Origin of the sequence: Larkinella arboricola (assembly GCF_003259745.1) — a bacterium.
In the GTDB taxonomy this organism is placed as follows: domain Bacteria; phylum Bacteroidota; class Bacteroidia; order Cytophagales; family Spirosomataceae; genus Larkinella; species Larkinella arboricola.
The window spans coordinates 634273-654666 of the sequence record NZ_QLMC01000003.1; the positions used below are offsets into that span (position 1 = coordinate 634273).

Sequence of the window (20394 nt, forward strand, 5' to 3'; positions counted from 1 at the left end):
AATTCTTAACTCTTAACTTCTAACTCTTTAGCGTAAGCGGTTGGATTCCTGAACCAGTTTTTCGTCCCGGCGGATGAAACGGTTGGCCAGCATATTGAAAATCAGGGCAGCAACGATGGCATAAAAACCAATCCCAAAATTTCCCTGATCGTCCGGGTTAAAGAAATCTTTGCCTTTGTAAAGCGTTAGATATAGGACAAAACCCATGATGGCCGTTAGTAAAATGGCGTTGATGGCACACATACCCATTTGCAGCAGCCGGTTCCGGTACTTGAAAAGGGTAAATAACGCAATGAGGGCCACCGCAATCGCCATGACAGCGAGGTAATAGACCGGCGTGATTTGTGAGGAGATTCCTTTGGTGTAAACCAGTTGCAGAGCCGTCAAACGGACTGTTTCAGCAGAACTCAGGCCGATTTTTTCCCAAATCGGGAAGCCGAGCAGCACGCCCATCGACACGGCAATCAGGAACAGAAATATGGTTTGGATGCGTTGAAGCATAATATGAAATTTTTGAGTTTGCGAAGATACAATGGGGAATATTGAAAAGAAAACAGAATCACGCGTCGTTTTGACCGCTGACGGTTCCAGTTCGGTTTATAATTCTGAATTTGACCAGCATTATCACTCCATTTTTGGAGCTTTGCAGGAATCGCAACGGGTCTTTATTGAATTGGGGCTGGAAGCCGCTCTGGAGCGTTTCACCGAAATCAGCGTTTTTGAAATGGGTTTCGGCACGGGTTTGAATGCCTTGCTGACGATGCTGGAAGCCGAAAAAAGTGAGCGAGCGGTTCGTTATACGGCCGTGGAAGCCTTTCCAATCCCCTTAGAAGAAGCCCGGCTGCTCAACTTCGACGAGTTGCTGGCGAGCCATGCCCTGAATACCCTGCACGAAGCACCCTGGGACCAGCCCGTAACCATCACGCCGTTCTTTCAACTCCTGAAGTATAAAGGCCGTTTGCAGGATTTTCGGACCGAAGAGCGATTTAATCTGGTTTATTACGATGCGTTTGCGCCGGAAGCCCAACCGGAACTCTGGACGCCGGAAATTTTTGAGCAACTCGCCACCCTGATGCTTCCGGGCGGCCTACTGACCACCTACTGCTCGAAAGGATATGTCAGGCGCAACCTGCAAGCTGCCGGTTTTGAGGTCGAAAAGCACCCCGGCCCAGCCCGCAAACGGGAAGTTTTACGGGCCATTAAGCGGTGACCGGCGGATAAAAAATCAATGAGGTAACAAGGACGTGATGAGCGCGGCCACTTTCTCCAGTTGCTGCACATCGACTTCGCTAAAATCATTCAGTTGGTCGCTGTCCACGTCCAGCACCATAGCAACCTCGCCGTTCCGGTCAAAAACCGGAACAACAACTTCTGACTTTGACAGGGAGCTACAGGCAATGTGTCCCGGAAATTGCTCCACATCCGGCACCAGAATAGTTTCTTTGCGGGCGTAGCTGGTTCCGCAGACGCCTTTTCCAAAGTGGATGCGCGTACAGGCAATGGGCCCTTGAAATGGCCCTAGTACCAGTTGCTCTTCTTTTTTGAGATAAAAACCGACCCAGAAAAAACCGAAGGCTTCTTTCAAAGCGGCCGAGATGTTGGCCAGATTAGCCGTTACATCCGGTTCGCCATCGGTCAGCGCCTGAAGCTGCGGCAACAAACTTTCGTAAATTTCCCGACGGTTAGCCGTTTCGGGAAGAATCAGCGTTTCGGCCATCGCTTTAGGCGGCTGTTGTTTTAAAATACCGTTTCAGCCATGAATCTTCAGCTTTAATTCGCCAGTTACCGGCCAATTCAGCTTTGGTGGCTACCAGGTTGTTGAAAACCGTCGTTTCGGGCGTAATGCGTCCTTCAGTTACGGCGGCTTTGATTTGCGGCAACGCTACGGTTTCAATGGCACCCTCAGCCGTTACAAAAGCCGCTGACCGATCAAAGAAATCGGTTTTCAGGGCCAGCCCGATTTCCCGCACCCAGCGCACCGACGCATCAATGGAGCACCCGCTCGGCAGGTGATGACCTTCATCGACACCCACAATCAGAAACCGGTTGTGCAGCAACTGCGCCGAACCCAGCAACGGTGTTCCGTGAGCAGCCCAGTTATCCACGGCAGGCTGCAATTCATTTTCAATGGCCGACACTTCTGCATCGGTCAGGGGGCGGGCCGACTGGTAAATCCAGACGCGCGCCGTATCGGGAAGTTGATTAAATGACGTCCACATGGCTAACTGTCCACGGTATATATCCGTGAGTCCTTAAAACGAAATAGATTGAATTCACGCCGTCCCACGGCCCGAACGGGAACGCCCGCCGGTGTGTGGGTGTGTACTTACAAACTCTGTGCTTTGGCAACGAGTTCCGCCAGATCATAGACTTTGACGGAATCTTCCCGGTCCTTGTTTTTAATACCGTCGGTCATCATGGTCATGCAGAACGGGCAGGCCACGGCAATGGTTTCGGCCCCGGTGGCCAGGGCTTCTTCCGTCCGCTCGACGTTGATGTCTTTGCGGCCCGGTTCCGGTTCTTTAAAATACTGCGCCCCTCCGGCTCCGCAACACAGCCCCCTGTCCCGGGAGCGCTTCATTTCGACCAGATCGGCGTCCAGAGCCTGTAAAACCTCACGGGGAGCTTCGTAAATCTTGTTGGCGCGGCCCAGGTAACACGAATCGTGGTAGGTGATCCGGTGGCCTTTGAAGTCGCCACCGCCTTTCAGGGTTACTTTGCCTTCGTTAATCAATTGTTGCAGAAACTGCGAATGGTGCAGTACCTCATACTTCCCACCCAGCTCCGGATATTCGTTTTTGAGTGTATTGAAGCAGTGCGGACAAGCCGTTACAATTTTTTTAATGCCGTAGCCGTCCAGCACCTGAATATTCGCCATTGCCTGCATCTGAAACAGAAATTCGTTGCCCGCCCGACGTGCCGGGTCACCCGTGCAGGTTTCTTCCGTTCCCAGAACGGCGAATTTGACGCCGACGTGGTTTAAGATTTTAACAAACGCAATAGTTACTTTTTTATAGCGGTCGTCGAACGAGCCAGCGCAGCCAACCCAGAAAAGTACTTCGGGACTCTCGCCGTTAGCGGCCAGTTCGGCCATCGTCGGAACACGGTAATTCGTTTCTTTATTCATCATCGGTTAGCGGGTTGATGGAAACTCTACCGGTGAGTTGGCAGCCTGGTAATGACCATGCCCAATGATCCGGTAGAGATGAATCATAAAATACACCAAACAGCCCAGGATTGCTACTTCCATACCGTATTCGATTAAATTTTCGCGGGAAAGCAAGTCGCTCCAGTTGGTAAAAAGCGGATTATGGATGCGCCACCAGTAGGAAGGCTGGATCACCACGAGCGCATTGAACAGAATCAATACGGCAAGCAATCGACGGTTTCGAAAATCCATGACGTTGATTAACATGGGCATCAGAAAGATAAACGCGTAATTGCTGAAGGAGTTTTTATGAATAAACATCATAAAGCAAAAACACAGCGTCCACAAAATTGGCAGGGCTTTAGCGTAATGCATCCGCTGTTTCAGTATAATGGCCCCCAACGACGTGACGACAACCGTTAACCCAATGCCAATCCAGAGCAGGGTGCGCGAGTAAGGCCGAAAATCACCAATAACCGGGCTCAGAACCGTCCAGAGATTGGGCGCAAAAGGCAATTCAGCAATGGACATCGGGGCCGTAAATTTCGTACCTACCAGCGCCACCAGCACCCCGAGCGCGGGAAGCCCTGCGACGGCCAGACCCACTGCATACCGAAACGGTTTATCGACCAGAAAAAACAACGGCAGCAGCAGCAAAACGGGCAACGCTTTCGTAACCATCAGGGCCAGCACCAGCACCACACCAATCCATAAGCTATCCCGCGTGCGCTGCCAGACCAGAACGGAGAGCGCCCCGAAAAACCACATCCAGATATCTTCCTGCCCACCCAGAACGCACAGAACCATCGGTCCAACCAGGGTAAGATAGATCAGCATCCGCGGAAAAATATCCCGGTATTCGGTCTGATAAACCCGCCAGGTCAGCCAGAGCGTCGCTCCTTCCACCAGAATCATCAGAAGAATGATGGCGTTTGGACTGTTCCAGAGCGGAAGAAAAATCGCCGTAATGTACGGAAACAGCGGGCTGTAGGGCGTCCAGAAATCACGGTAGACGACATCGCCCTGAAGGGCATGAAGGGCCGCATCATAGAAAACCGGTACGTCGGAACCCGATTCCTGCTTCAGCCAGATATAAACAATCAGAAACGGCACGATGCGCAGCAGGATAAAAGACGTCAGCATAACCGGCCCCTGCTGGCGAAAACTCAACTGGCTCAGCAGATGCCGGAACCGAACCAGCGCGAGGGTGACCAACGAGCCAAAAAATGCAATCGCTATCTTAACTAAGACTACTGACATACCAATAGGGAAACGCCTACCAGGCCCATAAATTTCCCCCCAAAACGTGTTGGAGCAGATACCAGCGTAAAAGTAGGCAGTTTTTTCGGTACGAAGCGGGTGCTGACCAAAATTCCAGTCGTTGATCAGCAGCCTATTGATTCACCTGCTCCGCCCAGTTGAACCGGTCGCCGGGCGAAAATTTCCACGGTGCCATGTTGTTTTCAACATTGCTGAACATGGCGTTCCAGGAAGCCGGTGCCTGAGCCTCTTCCATGATTTTATAACGCCGGAGCTGCACGATAATTTCCAGTGGATTAATGTTTACAGGACATTCCTGCACACACGCCTGACAGGTGGTACAGGCATTGATTTCTTCGGCGGTAATGTAGTCGCCCAGCAACGCTTTCCCGTCGTCGAAGTCCGGGCCGTTTGTTTGCCAGCCGCGCTGGATGTCTTCGAGCCGGTCGCGGGTGTCCATCATAATTTTGCGCGGAGACAGCTTTTTGCCGGTAATATTGGCCGGGCAAGCCGCCGTGCAGCGTCCGCATTCGGTGCAGCTATAGGCGTCCATCAGGTTTTTCCAGGTCAGATCCCGCACATCTTTTGCTCCAAAACGGCCCGGCTCGGCTGGTGTCTCGTCTGGATCGGCCTGCGTAATGCCCAGCATCAATTGCACCTCTTTGGTAATCTCCGGCATATTTTTCATCTCGCCTTTGGGCGCCAGATTCGAGAAATACGTATTGGGGAAAGCCAGAACGATGTGCAGGTGTTTGGAATAGGTCACGTATACAGCAAAGAACAGAATGCCCAGGATGTGAAACCACCACGTCAGCCGTTCACAAACCACCAAAGCCGTATCGCTCCAGCCCGCAAACAACGGCATCAGAAACTGGCTGATCACAAACGGCTCCAGTCCCTGTAACTCGGCATAATGACCAACGGCCCGTTGGCGCAGGACGGTATCCGACGCATTCCAGAGCAGGAAAGCCGTCATCAGCAGAATTTCGAAGGTCAGAATCAGCGTGGCATCGGTGCGGGGCCAGCGCCCCATTTCGCGGTGACGTTCCGGCTGGAAACGCGGTACTTTCGTTACATACCGCCGGATCAGGAAACCCGCACAAACGAGCCAGACGCCCAGCGCCAGCATTTCGAAGGTATTAATCAGAAACGGGTAGACCCCGCCGAGGTAGGGCGCAAAAAGCCGGTGGGTCCCCAGAATACCGTCGAGTATAATTTCCAGAACTTCAATATTTACAATGATAAAGCCCAGATAAATCACGAAGTGCATCAGCCCGACGGTTACGTTGGTCATCATCTTTTTCTGTCCGAATGCCACGCGGAGCATGATGTTCAGCCGTTCGCCGGGCCGGTCAGTACGGTCTTCCGGCTTTCCTAATTGGATGGCGCGTCGGATTAAATGAATGCGCTGCGTCAGGAACCAGCCGGTGGCTCCCAGGGCTACTAAAAATAAAATTTGTTGAAGAATTGACATAGTATTTGGTGTAATGAAAAATACTGCTACCTTTGCACCCACAAAAAAACGCCACTTGCGCTATCCGGTGATGTAGCTCAGTTGGTAGAGCAAAGGACTGAAAATCCTTGTGTCGGCGGTTCGATTCCGTCCATCACCACTAAAAACGAAGCAGTTACGACAAAATGTTGTAACTGCTTTTTTATTTTGGTACAACACGGTGGCTTATGGGTTTGTTGGTGAAAGAAGGCAGCAAATAAAATCAGACGGCCTTCCGGTGCAAATAAAGATTTAAAAGTTTTTTGTAAAATCGCTCCCGCTTCCTGCTTTCTGTTGGCCTGATTTCCCTCCTACACCCGCCCAACCGACAGACAGTCAGCTTCCTTCGCCAATTTCGAAAATAAGTCGGAACATACAGTTTTGAAACAGCAGTACGTTAAAAACAAAATAATCTTCTGATTAGCGAAAAGCTTTGGTATTTTTGTTCTAGTAAAACTATAGCCAATGAAACGCCGTACTGTATTAAAAAACCTGATTGCCGCAACCGGTAGTCTGGTCGCCCTGCCTGCCTGGGCTACTGGCTGGACACCCGAAACCGTTGGTCAGGCCACCTATGTATCGCTTAGTGAAGAACTAATGCTGGCCGAAGTGGTCGAGACATTCATCCCCGAAACCACAACGCCCGGCGCCAAAACCTTAAAGGTGCATCAGTTTGTTTTACGGATGATTAACGACTGCTACGATCCATCGGCGCAGGATGTGCTGAAGCAGGGACTCATTAAAACCGACGAACTCGCCCGGCAAACTTACAGCAAATCGTTCGCTTCCTGCGATACGCCCCAACGTACCGATCTCCTGCGACAAATGGGGTCGGCGTCGGACCCCACCACCAAACAATTTGCCGATCTGGTTAAAGGACTGACCATACGGGGTTATACCGGATCGGAGTATTACATGACGAATGTTCAGAAATACGTCATGGCTCCCGGTTTTTACCACGGCTGCGTGGATATTGTTTACAACTGATTCTTCCTCTTCATGTCATACTTCAATATTGATTCGGTCAAAGACCGCACTTTCGATGCCATTGTCATTGGCTCAGGCATTAGTGGCGGCTGGGCCGCTAAAGAACTTTGCGACAAAGGGCTGCGAACCCTCGTGCTGGAACGCGGTCGCGATGTCAAGCACGTCACGGATTATCCGACTACCATGATGAATCCCTGGGAATTTGACCACCTGGGGCAGCTTCCGAAAGCCATAAAAGACGCCAACCCGATTGCTACCCGGTGTTACGCATTTAATGAAGATACATCGCAGTTTTTTGTCAAAGATGCCGAACATCCCTACATCCAGGAAAAACCGTTCGACTGGATTCGGGGCTACCAGGTCGGTGGAAAATCATTGATGTGGGCACGCGGTACCCAACGCTGGTCGCAGTACGATTTCGATGGCCCGGCCCGCGACGGGTTTGCGGTGGAATGGCCCATCAGCTACGCGGATCTGGCCCCCTGGTACAGCCACGTCGAACGGTTTATCGGCGTAGCCGGAAACAAAGATGGTTTAGCGCAATTGCCAGACGGCGAATTCCTTCCACCCCACGAACAATCGTGCGTTGAAAAGCATTTTTCCGACCAGATGGCAACGCACTACAAAGGTGCCCGACCCATCATCATCGGTCGTTGTGCTCACCTGACCCAACCGAAAGAAATTCACTTCAAGCAAGGCCGGGGCCAATGCCAGAACCGCAACCTCTGCCAGCGCGGTTGTCCGTATGGCGGGTATTTCAGCAGCAACTCTTCAACCCTGCCGTGGGCGGCCCAAACCGGAAAATTAACGTTACGGCCGGATTCGGTGGTTCACTCCATTATTTTCGACGAGAAGAAAAACAAGGCATCGGGCGTGCGGGTAATCGACGCGCACACGAAAGAAACAACCGAGTACTACGCCCGGATTATTTTTGTCAACGCGGCTTGCCTGAACTCGAACCTGATTCTGCTCAATTCAAAGTCGAACCGCTTCCCGAACGGGTTGGGCAACGACAACGGGTTGCTCGGCAAGTACATGGCCTTCCATAACTTCCGGACAACCATTTCGGCCGAATACGAAGGCTTGCTCGACAAAACGACCGCCGGTATTCGCCCCAACGGCAGCTACATTCCGAGATTCCGCAACGTCTTCAAGCAGGAAACCGACTTTCTGCGCGGTTATGCTGCCGGATTTAGCGGTAGCCGGATGAATACCGCTGATACTACCGGCGTCGGAGAAGATTTAAAAGCGAGTCTTTTTAACCGCAAATACGGCAACTGGCGGGTTGGCTCACATATGATGGGCGAAACCATCCCCAAGGAAGAAAGCTACATGATGCTGGATTCGGAGCTCAAAGATGCCTGGGGCATTCCGCAACTGCGCGTATCTGTTGGCTACGATGACAACGACGAAAAAATGATCCGGGATTTCCACGAGCAGATGACCGAAATGCTGACGCTGGCCGGTTTCACCAACATTCAGACCCACGATAAACCCGACAAAGCGCCCGGCCTCGACATTCACGAGATGGGCGGTGTCCGGATGGGAAAAGATCCCAAAACGTCGCTGCTGAACAAGTGGAACCAGTTCCACAACTGCAAAAACGTCTTCGTCACCGACGGCGCCTGCATGACTTCCACTTCCACCCAAAATCCGTCGCTGACGTTTATGGCCATCACGGCGCGCGCGGCTAATTATGCGGTGAGTGAACTGAAAAAGAAAAATCTGTAATCTCGAACCAGCTTTATCAGCTAAAACGGTACCCCTGATTTTTGAAAGCCTCTTTCAAAAATCAGGGGTTTTATATTACAAACCGTTATTTCCACCAAACAGAAACCACGATAATGGAAAGTGCCAGCATTAACTGAACCAGTACCTTCATCGTAAAAGGCTGGCCATAATGGATCGGATACAGAATACTTCCGGCGATAACGCCGGTCACGAAAAACAGAAAGCGATTCGACCACATTGATCCATTAAACCCCGCGACGCCATATTCTGAAGCCTTTATCCAAATCCATGTACAGCCAATGGCCAACAAATAGGGAACCGGCGATCTAATCCATCGTTCCGACTTGAATTGCCAGTACATGATATACCAGTGTCCGAACGATCCCAGTAAGAACAGAAGCGTAGAGGCCAGGATTTTAAAATAGTTCATAACGTCGCGGAGCGGGATTCTTTCAGCCTGAAAAAATGAGAGCTACCTTCTCGAAAGCCGTCCTCATTTTTTAGCCAAACCTCGTCATTACTGCTTCGTGTAAAAAGGGTCCAGGAACAGATACCGCGCCCGGTCTTTCTCCGTCTCCAGCCGCGTATTGACATCAATCTGCATATACTGCACACTGTTGCCGCTGTTAATGGCAGGCCAGTTGGGTAACCCCGCCCCGTTTGGATTGCCGGTTTTGATGAAGTTGGCAAAGAAATTCTGCATCACTTCCGAGACTTTATGATCTTCAGGCGTCCAGGCATAGACTTTGTTTTTGGAAAGATTGCCCATCGCATATTCAATTTCTGCCGAATGAACCGCCCCCCGAGCGGGTGGAATCTTCACCGCGTTGGCATCCGTCGATTTTACCACCCCACCGGCCAGGCCCGGAGCGGCATTGCCCATTTCGGGCACCATCGCCGGACGCGGGCGGGAGTAATAATACCGGTAAACCGGTTTGCCACCCCCCGTTTTGCTCTGCAAATCCGCCCACTTCCAGGTACTGTAAGCCAGAAAACGATCACCGGCCAGCGCCGTCGCGGATTCCAGCACCTGCTCTTCCGTCGAACCCGGATATAGCTTCAACACTTCCTCGGCCCGGTCACCGTAGAGCTTTCTGACGGCATTGGCGTAATTCTCCGGGGTTGGTTGCTCCTGACCCAGAATGGCCCGGGCGTTCATTTCCTCTGAATTCCAGCCGACCAGCAGCGGCACGTGTGCCTGTTGGCCCGCCGTATAAATTTCGAGCGGTGCCTTCGGAAAGAAATAACCGTCTACGGTTGCGCTAAAGCGGGGGGCACCGGGTTTTCCGGTGGCTTCCAGCAACTGGTCGGCTGGCATGGCCCGTAACTCCGCCAGTGAATTAGCCCCGACGGCTTTGGCAAAGGCCAGACCGGTTTCTTCGCCCGACGTCAGCGGTACCGGGGGCAGGCCGCCCAGCAGCGAACCGCTTTCGCCAATCGCCCCATTAATCAGCCCCTTCGACAACGGCGACGCCATCAGGCCACTCACCGCAATTGACCCCGCCGATTCTCCGGCAATGGTAACCCGCTTGGGATCTCCGCCAAAGGCCGCAATGTTTTGCTGCACCCAACGCAGGGCAGCCGCCATATCCAGGTAGGCGTAATTTCCCGACGAGCGGTGGGGCGACTCCTTCGTTAGCTCCGGATGCGCCATAAAGCCAAAAACACCAAGCCGGTAATTGACAGTCAGGGCCACTATCCCTTTGGTCGCCATGCTTTCGCCGTCGTAACGTCCCTCCGAACCGTCACCAGCCATAAAACCGCCCCCGTAGAAATAGACCAGAACCGGCAATTTTTCCTTCGACGCTTTAGCGGGAGTCCAGACGTTCAGGTAAAGGCAATCTTCACTCATGCCATCCGAGCGGAAACCCATATCGCCGAAAATAGGCCGCTGCATGGCCCGGGGACCAAATTTGACGGTTTTCCGGACGCCCTGCCAGTTCTTGACGGGCTGGGGCTCTTTCCACCGTAATTCGCCGACCGGCGGCTGACCAAACGGAATTCCTTTGAAAGCACGGATACCGCTGGACTCGGTGACGCCCTCCACCACGCCATTGGCCGTTTTCACTTGCGGTCCTGTTGCAGCCGGGTTCGTCTGGGCTCCCACCGCCGACGCTAATAGAACACTCAATACCGTTGAGGTTAGCAGGATTTTCATGGTTTTTAGTTCGTGTAAAACGTAAGAAAGGCTAAACGCTGCTGCCAAGCCGACCGTTCGCCAACTTGTAGCGTGTTTAGGATTCCCTTTTGGAACAATATAAAACAATAATAGCTATTAAAGGCAAGAGCAACACAACAAGCTTTTTATTGATCAAAATGAATGCAATTCGTCTGGAGCTTACCACACCGGTTTACGACGACCGGCCGGTGTTTATCGCTGGTCATTTTTGCCAATGGCAGCCGGATGCCGCACCCTTTCAGTTACAGAAAACCGAACCCGGACGGTATTTTATTGAGCTTCCGACTGAGTTGATGGCGGAAAAGCCGCTCGAATACAAGTACACCCGGGGCGGCTGGGACTCGGTTGAACTGAGCACGGCTGGCGAGGGAGTACCCAACCGGATTCTCCAGCCCGAATCCAGCACCCGGCAGGATGTGGTTCCGCACTGGCGCTGGAACGGCCTGCCATTCAATCCGGATTTTCTACCCAAAATTGAGGTGGTGAGCAATGAATTTGGCATTCCACAACTTGACGCCACCCGCCGAGTTCAGGTGCTGCTCCCGTATGACTATGATACGACCGAAAGCCGGTATCCGGTTTTATACCTGAACGACGGGCAAAATCTGTTTGGTGAAGGGTCGCCTTTTGGCAACTGGAATATTGACCAGAAACTGGCGGTTTTAGCCCACCGCCATCACCACAAAATCATTGTTGTTTCCATCGACCACGGCGAGGACGAACGCATTGCGGAATATTTGCCGTACAATACCGAACTGGCACAGGGCCGGGGCCGCGCCTACCTCGACTTTGTGGCTCACACCCTGAAACCGTATATTGATGCTACGTACCGCACCCTGCCCGAACGAACCGCAACCGGAATGGGAGGCAGTTCGATGGGCGGTCTGATCAGCGTATACGCCGGTTTGCTGCACCCGACGGTATTTGGACAACTGATGGTGTTTTCGCCCGCCCTGTGGACGACGCCCAAAGTCTACGCCGATGCCTTACGGTTTCAGGCTCCCGAATCCATGCGTGTCTATCTGTACGGTGGCGAACAGGAATCGAAGTATATGGTGCCGACCATGGAGCGTCTGCAAAAATTGCTGCTGCGGAGAAACGGGCATGAAACGCTCGAAATCGAACTTTCTGTGGACCCGGAAGGAGAACACAACGAAAGCCGCTGGAGCCGGGAATTTCCGAAGGCGGTGGAGTGGTTGTTTTTCTGATTGTTACCTTTAGCGTATAATTCGTTCTTATGCAGATTCAACTTACTACCAGCCCATCACCAACGGCCGATACGCTGATCATTCCCATCCCGCAAACGGATGAATTAGCCGATACACTGAATACCGTAGCCAGCCGCTTCAACCTGAACGCTACGGTTTTGCAGCATGATTTTAAAGGCGACCTCAAGGAAAGCCTTCTTCTGTATCAACCCGAAGGACGGAAAGTTTATCTGCTTGGTTTGGGAAAACAACCAACTGCCATTGTCTGGCTGCGGGCTTTCCGGGATCTTTTTTTCCGGCAGAAGGCCCGGCTGAGTCAGACCGTCGGTGTTGATTTGAGCGGTTTTGATACCGACGTAGTGGAACCCGTTGTTTTGGGAATCCGCTGGGCTGGCTATAATCTGAAGCTACACATCTCAGACCAACCCGAATCAACAGATTTTTACACCGAGGAAGGGCAATTAACTATTCATGTGACCGACGATCAGCAGGTGGTTGCCGGGCAGGCCATCCAGCGCGCCGAAGCCATCGCCGACACGCACCGGCAGATGCTCGACCTGATGAATTCGCCCTCCAATTACAAAACTCCGCAAACGCTGGCCGACTGGGCCACGGCCTCCGGAGAACGCTACGGCTATTCAGTAACGGTTTTCGACAAAGCAGCCATTGAGCAGCAGGGACTTCATGCTTTACTGAGCGTCAACCAGGGCAGTGCGCTCCCGCCGGTTTTTATTATTGCCGAGTATAAACCAGCCAACCAGCCCGATGCTAAAAAAGTGGGGCTCGTTGGCAAAGGCATTACATTCGATACGGGCGGTATTTCCATCAAACCGTCGGCCAATATGCACCTGATGAAAAGCGACATGGGCGGGGCGGCTGCGGTATTGGGCACAATGGAAGTGGCCGCTAAACTTCAGTTGCCGGTTCACCTCATCGGTATTGTTCCTTCGACGGAAAACATGGTGGACGGTCAGGCTACCAAACCCGGCGATGTGATTGGCTCCTACCTCGGCAAAACCATCGAAGTGATTGATACCGACGCGGAAGGCCGCATTATTCTGGCCGACGGTCTGGGCTACATGGTGCGCAACTTCCAGCCCGACGTACTGATCGATCTGGCCACCCTGACCGGCAGCGTCATTTCGACACTGGGTTATCATGCCGCCGGATTGTTCAGCAACAACGACGAGCTGACGGCTCAACTGCTCCAGTCGGCCCGGCAGACCGGAGAGCAATTGTGGCCGCTGCCGCTCTGGGATGAATACAAAGAAGACATTAAATCGGATGTGGCCGATCTGAAAAACTTCAGCGGCAAGCCGATGGCGGGGGCCATCAGTGCGGCCAAGTTTCTGGAGGTATTTACGGAATCGCACCCGGCCTGGGCGCATATGGACATTGCCGGAATGGCTTTTGCCGATACCGAATTTGGTACACAGAAAAACGCAACGGGTTTTGGTATCCGGCTTTTGGTTGATTTTCTGCGAAATCTTCCGTAAGCCCCTGAACGTTCAGGGCGCGAAGTGGTTAAGTTGCTAGTGAGCAACCATTGACTTATCCTTTTATGAGCCAACTGTCCTTTCTCTGCATCTCGACGTACTTCAAAGGCGAAGCGTTTCTGAAAGCCTGCAAAGAAGCGGGCAATACCGTTTATCTGCTGACGTATGAGAAACTGGCCGACCAGCCGTGGCCCCGGGAAGCCGTCGACGAGTTCTTTTACCTGCCCTCGCAGGACAATTCGACGCAGAATCTGGACAATATGATCAAAGGATTGGCGCACACGATGCGCTCCCGGAAGATTGATCGGGTGGTGGCGCTGGATGATTTTGATGTGGAAAAAGCGGCTCTGGTACGCGAAACGTTCCGGATTCCGGGCATGGGACAAACCACGGCCCGGTTTTTCCGCGACAAACTAGCGATGCGAATGCGGGCGGCTGCCGACGGTATCCGGGTTCCGGCATTCAGCAGCTTGTTTCATAATGAAAGCATTACCGAATTTCTGCGTAGTACCGAAGCGCCCTGGCTTATTAAACCCCGCTCCGAGGCTTCGGCCACCGGCATTAAAAAGGTCCATTCACTGGACGAAGCCTGGCAGGTCATTCATTCGCTGGGCGACAACCGGCACCAGTTTCTGATCGAGCAGTTTAAGCCGGGGCGGGTTTTTCACGTCGATTCGCTCTCGCAGGACGGTCAAATTCTGTTTTCCCGCGCCAGTCAATACCTGGCCACACCGATGGATGTGGCCCACGGCGGGGGCGTTTTCCGAACAGCGGTTTTACCGTTCGATTCCGATGAAGTTCAGAGCCTCCACCAACTCAACGAAACCGTTCTGAAAGCGTTCCGGATGCAGTCCAGTGCCTCGCATTCCGAGTACATCCGGGGTGATCACGATGGCGAATATTATTTTCTGGAAACCTCTTCGCGCGTGGGTGGAGCCAACATTGCGGAGCTGGTGGAGGTGTCGTCCGGCGTCAATCTCTGGCGCGAATGGGCCAAACTGGAAAGCGCCATTGCCCGCAACGAACCGTATCAGTTACCGGAAGTACAAAACCATTACGCCGGTCTGATTATCTCTCTTGCCCGCCAGCAGTGGCCCAATACCGACGGTTTTACGGATGAAGAAATTGCATGGCGTATGAGCAAGGAGTACCACGTCGGCTTTATCGTCAAAGCCCCCGAACGGGAACGGGTTTTGCAACTGCTGGACGCCTACATGAACCGCATTTATCAGGAATACCACGCGTCAGCCCCCGTACCGGACCGCCCCACCAATTAGGCCGAACCCCGTTTTCCTGCTGCTAATTGCACCTTATTGGCGCTTTTGACGTCTATGGGTCATTTAGTACGAAAATCAAAAACTACCAGCCCCTAATTTAGTTATACAAACATATATTTATTGTAACAACGTTACCAACTCAACGTAAGCAGTGTCGTTTACGGCTTGTGATTTTGCTTGGTAACTACGTTTCCAACCAGGTTATTTTATTCATCAGCTATTTACTAATTCCTATGATCCTACCTGTATCAGCCTATGAAATCGTCCTTTTTTTATCTTCTCCTGTTCTATTTGATCGTAACGATCACCGACGCCAGTGCGCAGCATTTCTGCGCCCATTCTTCTGCTTCGGTCGAACAAATCCACCAAACCCGGTTGGTCCTGAAGCAGTATCAGGCAACGGTAAAAAATAAGCGGCTTGCCACCGGCCCCCTGACCTACATTCCCCTGAAAGTGCATTTGGTGCGGAATAACGACGGAACGGGTGGCGCTCAAGTTAGCAGTCTGATGACCGCACTGGCGGGCATGAATACACAATTTCTGCCCGCCGGAATTCAGTTTTATCTGGTTGGGGCCACTCCTAACCAGATTAATAATTCTTTGGCTTACAACCTTGAATGGTCAACCAACCAATCGTTTATTACCACAAATAGAGATCCGGCAGCAGCCAACCTGTTTGTGGTAAACTCACTCACCATCAACGGCATTAGTTACGGCGGATTTGGTGGCGATAACGTGATTCTAACGATTTCGAGCCTGACACCGGCGCTGCTTACCCATGAATTCGGGCATCATTTCAGCCTGCTTCACACCTTTGGCAACGGGCAGGAACTGGCTTCCGCAGCCAATTGTGCTACGGCTGCGGATTTGATCTGTGACACCCCCGCCGACCCCTGGGATTTGCCGGGCGGGGGTAATACCGACGATGGAAGCTGCACGTACAAAGGGGGCCTGACCGACCCGCAGGGACGTCCTTACCAGCCCATGATGGACAATGTAATGTCGGGCTGGCAATGTTCCCGCACACCCACAGCCCGGTTTACGGCGGGTCAGCAGCAGGTAATGACTGCCAGTCTAGCCTATTGGCTTCAAAATCCGACGCCTGCCCGTAACTATACCCGCGCCCCGGATGCCGTTGCGGCCCCGACTTTGCTCTCGGTTACAAGAACCAGCGGAAAAGCGCAGCTTACGTGGCAGGACAATTCCGCCAACGAAGCCGGTTTTTTAATTGAACGGGCCATAGAAACGCCCGAGAGTTTCAGCGCCATTGGTGGCGTTCCGCCGAATAGCACAACCTTTACCGACGCTGGAATTGCCTCCTCGAAAACGTATTATTACCGCATCCGGCCCGCTAACACCGCAACGGGCTCCCTCAGTAACACGCTGGCATTCAGCAGCGGTTTGCTCTACTGCGCGCCCCGGTATCTGTCGGCCTACCCCAGTTCACCCGCCAACGGCCATGTCGGAATCGACGATGTGGTACTCCGAAACGCGGCTAATACCGTATTGCTGAGTAATACCGGTTCCGGTTTTTCTACAGGCTCCTACGCCGATTATTCAGCGGGCATCGCCCCGGCCACGCTCACCGCCGGGCAAAGCTATTCGCTAACACTCAAAGGCAAATTTGAGGTGCTTAATCAGGCCAGTGCCGCCGTCTGGATTGACTACAACCGTGATGGTGTTTTTGGCCTAAACGAACGCGTGCTGGCACCGGTTCAGAAACTGGTATCCGGCAACAGCCTGACGGCATCGTTCACCGTTCCTCAAAGCGTTCCATCCGGCCCGACGTATATGCGCATCCGTATCGCCAGCCTGGTTCCGCCCGACCCCACGAAAGTCAACGATCCCTGTGGTTTGTTATACGGTAAGGGGGAAGCCGAAGATTATGCGGTTTCAATTCAGCCGGAAATTCCGCCCGGTATCAATATCGGCCCGGTAGCTGCGGTTTGCGCGGGGGCTCAACTCAGCGTTCCTTTTTCAACGACAGGTACTTTCCAGTCGGGTAACACCTTCAACGTACAACTCTCTGACGCTACCGGCAGTACTTTTACGGACTTACCCACGAGCGGTACAACCAGCCCGCTAACGGTGGTCATTCCCGCTACTACCCCGGCTGGCAGTGGCTACCGAATTCGGATTGTTTCTTCCAACCCGGCCCTGACCAGTCAATCCAGTGCGGCTTTCACCATTCAGGCACCAGCCACGGCCAGCATCGGCGGGAGCGCCACCATCAACAGCGGACAGAGTGTACCACTAGCCATTTCGCTGGGAGGTACCGGCCCGTGGAGTTTGACCATTACGGCCAGCACCGGAGAAACCTATCCATTCACGATGCCCATTCCGCAGTTTACCCTTTACGTGGCCCCCCAGCAGACAACGACTTATCAGATTGCGCAGGTGCGCAATAGCTGCGGAACTGGCCCGGGTTCCGGCTCGGCTACCATCATTGTTCAAACGCCCTGTCCGGTACCGACGGCTACACTACTGGGCAGCACAACCCTGACGGCCGGACAACGGGCAACGCTTCAGGCGGTTTTTAGAGGTGCAGCCCCTTATAACTTCACGCTGTCGAACGGGCAGACCTTCACGAACCTGACGCAAAATCCGTTTAGCTTCACCGTCAGTCCGACCCAAACCACCACGTATACCCTCGCTACCATTAGCAATGGATGTGGAACCGGAACGACCACCGGTTCGGCAACGGTTACGGTCATGGCTGGTGTGACGTGTCCGGGCTTAACAGCCAGCGTGGCAGGAAACACAACGATTACCAGCGGACAAAGCACACCGCTGGATATTTCGCTGACAGGTTCCGGTCCGTGGAGTTTAACGGTCAGCGCCAGCACAGGCGAAAACTTCAGCTTCACCATGCCCATCAACCGGTTTTATCTTTACGTAGCACCGCGCCAGACTACCACCTACCGGATTTCGCAGGTGCGGGCGGCCTGTGGTTTGGGAACGTCGGCGGGCAGTGCCGTCGTAACCGTCCGAGTGCCTAATGGCCGCACCGACGGGCAAGTTCCGCCTGCTTTTTTTGTTTCGGAGGTCCTCTTGTCAGAAGCACACGAGCTTTCAACCGGACCGACAGCCAAGGGTTTTAGAGCGGAGAAAAGTTTGTGGGTGCATCCTAACCCAGTCACCCGGGGGGCGATAACTATAAATTACCAGCTACACCAGGACGGCCCCGTGGCGCTTTATCTGGTCAATTCGTTGGGCGTTGTGGTTAAAACGGTGCTGGATAATACCGTATCAACGGCGGGAGTGCATACCCTTCCGGTCAGTCTGGCCGAACTGGCACCCGGCTCTTACATCCTGATACTGAAGCACAACGGCGTACTGAAATCGGAGAAGCTTATGATTATTCGGTAAGGGCGTCGTCCTGAATCTGAATACCAATCGACTGCATCAACTGGCTGGCATTAAAGCTCCGGCAAACACCGGTCTGCAACTGGTAGTCGAAATGCAGTTTGCCGTCAACCACATCGGACCGGAAGCTGTAGTTATGGACAAACGGATGGGTTGCCGCCAACTCGCCCAGTTCAACGTCGTGGGTCGATACAAAGCCGGATGCCGTCGTTTGGTGGAGTTGCAGAATCAGCGCCCGCGCGCCCCGGTGCCGGTCGGCGGAGTTGGTACCTTTCAGGATTTCGTCCAGAAAATACAGAACGGGCCAGTTAGACGATTGCCGGGTGCGGTCGATGAGTGTTTTCAGGCGTTTTAGTTCGGCATAAAACGACGAGGTGTTTTCTTCCAGCGAATCCTGCGTGCGCATACTGGTAAAAACCTGTACCGGCGAACAAACCAGCCGATCTGCCGCCACCACGGCCCCCGCCAGCGCCAGCACAACGTTGGTACCAACGGTCCGTAGAAACGTACTTTTCCCCGACATATTGGAGCCGGTAATCAGAATGGTTTGTCCATTGCCGTTAATTCTCAGCGAATTCGCCACACTTTGACCGGTTTTCAGCATCGGGTGCCGCACCTGCTGCGCGTCGAGTTCGAGCGTTTCCTCGTTAAATTCCGGAACGACATATTCCGGATGGGCGTAGGCCAGCCCCGCCAGACTGTTAAGCGCTTCGGCTTCGGCCAGCGCATCGAGCCAGTCGGCCAGGTGCGGACCGTAGACGCGCTTCCAGCGATCAAGCGCCTGCAAATAATGAATGTCCCAGAGGGTGAAAATACCGATCAGCAGAAAGAAGTACGGATTTCGACGAAAGTTCAGGTTTTCGACCAACTGACTCAGTTTTCCGATGGCATCGGCGGCCGAACGGGTGTCCAGACTGGTCACGGTTTGTAACCGGTGCAGAATAGCCGACTGAAAGCGCGGATTTTCGAGATGTTTTAACAAGTCGCGGTACGTTTTCAGCGCCTGCGACATGGCAAAGGTCTGCTCACTGGCATTTTTCGCCCGCTCGGCCACCTGACTCAGCAGCAAGCCGTGTGCCAGCAGCGAAACCGTTACGGCCCAGCCCGGTACCATGCCGCCCATCCACAACCCCACCAGAACCAGCGTGATGGCCGGAAACACCCAGCGTGCCACGGCCAGATAACCCGGCACCGGCTCGTCGGCTTTCGTAGCCCAGTTTTTCAGTTCATCGGGCGAATCGCCCACGGTCGGATTAAGGTAGGCCAAAGCCGCCAGTTCCTGCCGCCAGTCAAGCAACGGTTTTAACTCAGCAACGGCATCCTGCCGAAGCAGCACTTCGCTGATGGGTACGGGCGACAGCAGATAGGCAGCCAGTTTGCGGCTGCCTTCGTAGGTGTGCGTCCGGTTCAGGAGTCGAAAGAGCGAATGATTTCCAAACACATCGAGGTCGCCCGCGTAAGGATGAGTGGGATCAGCAAAGTCCGCACCGGTTTCGGGACGAAGGAATTTGCGTTCCAGCCGCTGGGCTTCGTCGCGGTTAATGAAAGCCAGCCAGCGGGCGCGATCCCGTCGGCGCTGTACGGCCTGATGGCGTTTCAGCAGAATCAGAAAGCCGGTAACCGCTAGCAGGCCAACCCCGATAGCCGCCAGGCTCTGCCCCCGATCCAGTAAAAGATAAAGTAGAAAAGCCGCGCCAACAAACCAGATGACCCGAATGATGGCCAACCGGTTATAAGCCGCCCGGCCTTTTAGTTCTTCCTGCAAAAACCGGGTTTCGCGTTCCGCAAAAATCGACTGGGGCATTAGAGCGCGGTGTTTTTATTGCAAAGCGAACACACGCCCTGAATGAGTAGATTGGTTTCTTTACGGCTATAGCCAGAAGGCAGGCTGACCGCCGGAATCAGGGTGTTTTCCAGACAGGTCGTCTGGCCACACTCCTCACATTTGAAATGAACGTGATCGTGATGGTGATCGTGCGCGCAGGCTTCGCGGCAAAGCGCATATTTCAACCCGCCTTCGTCGTCCAGTACCTTGTGCAGAATTCCTTTATCAACAAACGTTTTCAGGGTCCGGTAAATGGTTACCCGGTCGAAATCCGCTTTCAGACTCTCCTCAATATCGTGGTGGGCCAGGGCGTAGTTGGCCGTAAAAAAGGTATCCAGTACGCCTTCCCGACAACTTGTATGCCGCAGATGAAAATCATCCAGCGTCTGTTTAATAGCAGCGTTCATAAGCGTAAAAGCCGTTCC

General features: G+C 53.3%; 17 protein-coding genes and 1 tRNA gene. 8 read left to right on the top strand and 10 right to left on the bottom strand.

Annotated features, from left to right (window positions below; translation table 11 throughout):
- Nucleotides 1-27: 27 nt before the first annotated feature.
- On the bottom strand, nucleotides 28-501 hold the full coding sequence (locus LX87_RS14010; protein ID WP_111628853.1) for a DUF4293 domain-containing protein: 474 nt from the start codon (nucleotides 499-501) through the stop codon (nucleotides 28-30).
- Between the two features lie 31 nt (nucleotides 502-532).
- Here LX87_RS14010 and mnmC2 point away from each other — a divergent pair, with 31 nt between their 5' ends.
- Nucleotides 533-1210: a tRNA (5-methylaminomethyl-2-thiouridine)(34)-methyltransferase MnmC2 gene (gene mnmC2 / locus LX87_RS14015; RefSeq protein WP_111628854.1), complete on the top strand. Its 678-nt coding sequence runs from the start codon at nucleotides 533-535 to the stop codon at nucleotides 1208-1210.
- Between the two features lie 15 nt (nucleotides 1211-1225).
- Here mnmC2 and msrC read toward each other — a convergent pair whose 3' ends face one another.
- The 5 genes from msrC to LX87_RS14040 form a co-directional block, all read right to left on the bottom strand.
- Nucleotides 1226-1717 carry a free L-methionine (R)-S-oxide reductase MsrC gene (gene msrC, locus LX87_RS14020; protein WP_111628855.1) on the bottom strand — a complete coding sequence of 164 codons (492 nt, stop codon included), beginning with the start codon at nucleotides 1715-1717 and terminating at the stop codon, nucleotides 1226-1228.
- 4 nt (nucleotides 1718-1721) lie between these two features.
- Nucleotides 1722-2219: a hypothetical protein gene (locus LX87_RS14025; RefSeq protein WP_111628856.1), complete on the bottom strand. Its 498-nt coding sequence runs from the start codon at nucleotides 2217-2219 to the stop codon at nucleotides 1722-1724.
- 107 nt (nucleotides 2220-2326) lie between these two features.
- Complete coding sequence (locus LX87_RS14030; RefSeq protein WP_111629205.1) at nucleotides 2327-3127, bottom strand: (Fe-S)-binding protein; 801 nt, start codon at nucleotides 3125-3127, stop codon at nucleotides 2327-2329.
- Nucleotides 3128-3133: 6 nt separating this feature from the next.
- Nucleotides 3134-4408, bottom strand: coding sequence for a hypothetical protein (locus LX87_RS14035; protein ID WP_146624485.1), 1275 nt, complete (start codon nucleotides 4406-4408; stop codon nucleotides 3134-3136).
- A gap of 133 nt (nucleotides 4409-4541) precedes the next feature.
- Nucleotides 4542-5882 (bottom strand): 4Fe-4S dicluster domain-containing protein, encoded by a 1341-nt coding sequence (locus LX87_RS14040; RefSeq protein WP_111628858.1) that lies wholly within the window; start codon nucleotides 5880-5882, stop codon nucleotides 4542-4544.
- A gap of 66 nt (nucleotides 5883-5948) precedes the next feature.
- On the opposite strand from LX87_RS14040, the gene LX87_RS14045 reads away from it, so the two are divergent.
- From LX87_RS14045 to LX87_RS14055, 3 genes are all read left to right on the top strand, one after another.
- Nucleotides 5949-6021 (top strand) — tRNA-Phe (locus LX87_RS14045).
- Between the two features lie 344 nt (nucleotides 6022-6365).
- Nucleotides 6366-6887 (top strand): gluconate 2-dehydrogenase subunit 3 family protein, encoded by a 522-nt coding sequence (locus LX87_RS14050; protein ID WP_211325311.1) that lies wholly within the window; start codon nucleotides 6366-6368, stop codon nucleotides 6885-6887.
- Nucleotides 6888-6899: 12 nt separating this feature from the next.
- Complete coding sequence (locus LX87_RS14055; protein ID WP_111628859.1) at nucleotides 6900-8618, top strand: GMC oxidoreductase; 1719 nt, start codon at nucleotides 6900-6902, stop codon at nucleotides 8616-8618.
- Nucleotides 8619-8703: 85 nt separating this feature from the next.
- Here the strand turns inward: LX87_RS14055 and LX87_RS14060 are convergent, their stop codons facing one another.
- Nucleotides 8704-9048, bottom strand: coding sequence for a hypothetical protein (locus LX87_RS14060; RefSeq protein WP_111628860.1), 345 nt, complete (start codon nucleotides 9046-9048; stop codon nucleotides 8704-8706).
- A gap of 87 nt (nucleotides 9049-9135) precedes the next feature.
- Nucleotides 9136-10776 carry a carboxylesterase/lipase family protein gene (locus tag LX87_RS14065; RefSeq protein WP_111628861.1) on the bottom strand — a complete coding sequence of 547 codons (1641 nt, stop codon included), beginning with the start codon at nucleotides 10774-10776 and terminating at the stop codon, nucleotides 9136-9138.
- A 158-nt stretch (nucleotides 10777-10934) separates the two neighbouring features.
- On the opposite strand from LX87_RS14065, the gene LX87_RS14070 reads away from it, so the two are divergent.
- From LX87_RS14070 to LX87_RS14085, 4 genes are all read left to right on the top strand, one after another.
- The gene (locus LX87_RS14070; protein WP_111628862.1) at nucleotides 10935-12005 is read left to right on the top strand and encodes an alpha/beta hydrolase; all 1071 of its coding nucleotides are present in this window, start codon (nucleotides 10935-10937) and stop codon (nucleotides 12003-12005) included.
- Between the two features lie 29 nt (nucleotides 12006-12034).
- Nucleotides 12035-13501 carry a leucyl aminopeptidase family protein gene (locus tag LX87_RS14075; RefSeq protein WP_111628863.1) on the top strand — a complete coding sequence of 489 codons (1467 nt, stop codon included), beginning with the start codon at nucleotides 12035-12037 and terminating at the stop codon, nucleotides 13499-13501.
- A gap of 65 nt (nucleotides 13502-13566) precedes the next feature.
- Nucleotides 13567-14778: an ATP-grasp domain-containing protein gene (locus tag LX87_RS14080; RefSeq protein ID WP_111628864.1), complete on the top strand. Its 1212-nt coding sequence runs from the start codon at nucleotides 13567-13569 to the stop codon at nucleotides 14776-14778.
- 255 nt (nucleotides 14779-15033) lie between these two features.
- On the top strand, nucleotides 15034-18147 hold the full coding sequence (locus tag LX87_RS14085; RefSeq protein ID WP_111628865.1) for a zinc-dependent metalloprotease: 3114 nt from the start codon (nucleotides 15034-15036) through the stop codon (nucleotides 18145-18147).
- Here the strand turns inward: LX87_RS14085 and LX87_RS14090 are convergent.
- A complete protein-coding gene (locus LX87_RS14090; protein ID WP_111628866.1) occupies nucleotides 18137-19948 on the bottom strand; it encodes a MutS-related protein in 1812 nt (603 codons plus the stop codon). The genes LX87_RS14085 and LX87_RS14090 overlap by 11 nt on opposite strands.
- Nucleotides 19948-20376, bottom strand: coding sequence for a Fur family transcriptional regulator (locus tag LX87_RS14095; RefSeq protein WP_111628867.1), 429 nt, complete (start codon nucleotides 20374-20376; stop codon nucleotides 19948-19950). Before LX87_RS14095 ends, LX87_RS14090 begins: the two co-directional genes overlap by 1 nt.
- Nucleotides 20377-20394 lie beyond the last annotated feature (18 nt).